Source organism: Actinomycetes bacterium (assembly GCA_036000965.1).
Lineage (GTDB): Bacteria > Actinomycetota > CALGFH01 > CALGFH01 > CALGFH01 > DASYUT01.
On sequence record DASYUT010000110.1, the window covers coordinates 1 to 3,169 of the forward strand.

Here is a 3,169-nt window from a genome sequence, read left to right on the forward strand (position 1 = left end):
TTACTCGGCCTGACGAGGCCGTCGGCCGTGTCAGCTGCTTGCATGGTTCTCTCCAGGTAACCAGGGCATCGCAAAGTGCCGTCTTCCACGCTCCCTCATGGTGACGCACCATCGTGTCGGTTACAAGAGAGAACCAGACACATCAAGGTAACCAACCTACGAGGGAGGACCAGCATGTCGACGACCGCCGTCGAGATCCCCGGCTACACCACCGGGACCTGGACCATCGACCCCGGCCACTCCGACGTGGCCTTCACCGTCCGCCACATGATGGTCAGCAGGGTCCGCGGCCACTTCACCCGCTTCGAAGGCGAGCTCGTCCTGGCCCCCGACCCGCTCGCCTCCACGGTCAGCGCCACCATCGACCTCACCTCCATCGACACCAACAACCCCCAGCGCGACGACGACCTGCGCTCGGCGAACTTCCTCGAGATCCAGACCCATCCCACCATGACCTACCGCTCGACCGGCATCCGCCACAGCGAGGACGGCTTCGACATCGACGGCGAGCTCTCGCTGCACGGGGTGACCCGGCAGGTCCCCCTGGCGCTGGACGTCAACGGGTTCACCCGCGACCCGTTCGGCGGCACCCGCGCCGGGTTCTCGGCCACGACCGAGCTCAACCGCCAGGACTTCGGCATCACCACCAACATCCCCATGGACGGCGGCGGGGTGGTCATCGGCGACAGGATCCAGCTCTTCATCGAGATCGAAGCGGTCCTCAGCCAGCCCCAGCCAGCCGGCGCCTAGCCACCGAGCGGCCGAGCGTGTCGCAACCGAGCACCAGCCCTGCAACGCATGGCGAGCTGGGACTTGGACCAGGGCCAGGGCCATCTGCGAGGGCCTGAAGCCCACCCAGGACCTGACGGCCGTTCCGGAGTGACGCCGTATCGACCTCGACAGCACATGACTCACCCCCAACCAAACGAGGAGTGCTCATGAGCACCACGGCTGTCCTGCCACAGCGCGCCGGGCCACGCCCGCGCACGACGCCCTGGGCGCCCCACATCCAGCAAGACCAGAACGCGCCGGCGGACATGCAGGCCGCGCTGGCACAGCGCGTCTTCGCCCTCCCCGACGTCGAGGAGCGCCCGGGCACGGTGGCACACCCGGCCGAGCGGGCGATCTGGCTCCGCGACGAGGTCCCGGTCGCCTCGGCGGACGCGTTCCTCGGCAACCGCGAGATCGGCCACTTCCATCCGTGGGATGGAAGCCTGCATATCGTGCTGGCGTCTGCACTGGCCGAGGCAGCGGTGGCGGCCGGCTGGGCCGAGGTGCACCCGGTCGCCCTTGCCGGGCTTGCGCCCAAGAACCGCGTCATGCTGTACGGCCCACGTGACCATCACGAGGTGGACACCATTTTCAGCCTGGTCGCTGCCGCTGTGCGTCGCGCCGGAGGGCGCGATGGTCCCGGGCACGCTGACGAATGAAGCAACACGAAGAGGACACCCGGCCCAGCCGCCCACAGGACTCCGCGCCCCGCCGGGCGACTCGGGGGTGATGCCCCGCTGGTGCAGCCCACGTACCGCTACCGGAATATCTCTGACCGGAAAATGACTACCTGGGTGGGCAGGCGGCAGCACCCGGCGCAGCGCAGCAGAGCCGGGTTGTGGGTGGCGGTGGGATGTAGTCGGCGCGGGGCCGGTCGGGCTATGCGGCGGGTTGCAGGGTGACGGTGTGGCCGAGGGCCTCGAGTTGGCGGACCAGGCTGCGGGTCTTGCGGCCCGTGTCGATGCGGCTGGTGTGGTAGTCGGCGCCCAGGTCGCGGAAGCGGGCGGTGGGGTCGGCGAGCAGGTGCCAGATGATGACCAGGATGGAGCGGGCGATAGCGACCAGCGCCTTGAGCTTGCCGCGGCGGCGGACCAGCCGCCGGTAGCGTTCGCCGAGGAAGGTGTCGGTCTTGGCGGCCGCGGCGGCGACCTCCCCGAGTGCGCCCCGCAGGTACGGGTTGCCTTTGCCGGTCGGCCCGGCGCGGTGCTTGGCGCCAGACTGGATGGTCTGCGGCGCGATCTTGGCCCAGGAGACCAGGTGGCCGGGGGTGGGGAACTGGCCCATGTCCAGCCCGAGTTCGGCGATGATGATCTGGGCGGCCTTGCTGCCGATGCCGGGGACCTCGTCCAGGCGTTGCATTGCCGGCAGCGGGCGCTGGGCTGGAGCTCCAGCGCCACTGGTGGGCCCGGGCTCGGGTCCATCGGCTGGTACCTGGGCGGCGGGGATCGCCGCGATCGCTTCCTCGATCAGCGTGGTGAGCTGGTCGATCTGCGCGGTCAGCCCGTCGATCTGGTCCAGCAGGATCCTGGCCAGACGGGCGTGGTGGTCGCTGAACTGGCCGGTGAGGGCCTCCACCAGCGCCGCCCGTTTGACGCGCAACCGGCCGCGGGCCAACTCGGCCAGCACCTTGGGATCGCGCTGCCCGGCGATCAACGCCTCCAGCATGGCCCGGCCGGAGACCCCGAAGATGTCGGTCGCCACCGTCCCAAGCTTGATCAGCGCGTCCTCCAGCAGCTTCTCCACCCGCTGCTTGTGCCGGGAGCGCTCCTCGGTCAGGTCCACACGCAGCCGGGTCAGGTCCCGCAGCCGGCGGATCTCAGCAGGCGGGATAAACGAGGGCCGCAGCATGCCTCGCTCGTTCAGCTTGCATAGCCACACCGCGTCCAGCCGATCGGTCTTGGGCCGACCCGGGACCTGCTTGACGTCACGCGCGTTGACCAGCCACACCAACAACCCGTGGGCTTGGAGCAGGTACACAAACGGCCGCCAGTAGTCCGAGGTGGACTCCACCACGACCCGCTGGATCCCCTGGCAGACCAGACGGTCGGCCAGCTCCATGATCGCGGAGGTGGTGGCGGCAACCTCCCACACCGTGGTGACCCGCTTCCCCGCCTTGGCCTGGTGCGGCACGCGCGTGCAGACCATGCCCGATGCCTTGCCCACGTCGATCGCGGCGACCCGCGCCAGGATCTCCTCCTGCTCCTCGACCTCGACCTGCCGGCCCTGTGGCACCGACCCCTCCCCTCCTCACTGCATCGCAGGGCGGGTCGCGGGGTTGCCCGGGGGCTCGGTGGGAACCGAAACTCTGACCGGCGTGCTCGAAGCGACAGTGCGCGACCCTTCTGCTCGGGCCCCGGCGCCAGGCTAATCCACGGCCTCCAACGACCAAGAACGCGAC

3 protein-coding genes are annotated in these 3,169 nt (G+C 69.5%); 2 read left to right on the forward strand and 1 reads right to left on the reverse strand.

Annotation, left to right across the window (positions count from 1 at the left end):
* Positions 1–174: 174 nt before the first annotated feature.
* Both VG276_08940 and VG276_08945 read left to right on the forward strand, forming a co-directional pair.
* On the forward strand, positions 175–750 hold the full coding sequence (locus tag VG276_08940; protein HEV8649519.1) for a YceI family protein: 576 nt from the start codon (positions 175–177) through the stop codon (positions 748–750).
* A gap of 188 nt (positions 751–938) precedes the next feature.
* The gene (locus tag VG276_08945; protein ID HEV8649520.1) at positions 939–1,430 is read left to right on the forward strand and encodes a luciferase family protein; all 492 of its coding nucleotides are present in this window, start codon (positions 939–941) and stop codon (positions 1,428–1,430) included.
* Positions 1,431–1,650: 220 nt separating this feature from the next.
* Here the strand turns inward: VG276_08945 and VG276_08950 are convergent, their stop codons facing one another.
* Entirely contained in the window at positions 1,651–3,003 is a 1,353-nt protein-coding gene (locus VG276_08950; protein HEV8649521.1) for an IS110 family transposase, read from the reverse strand.
* Positions 3,004–3,169 lie beyond the last annotated feature (166 nt).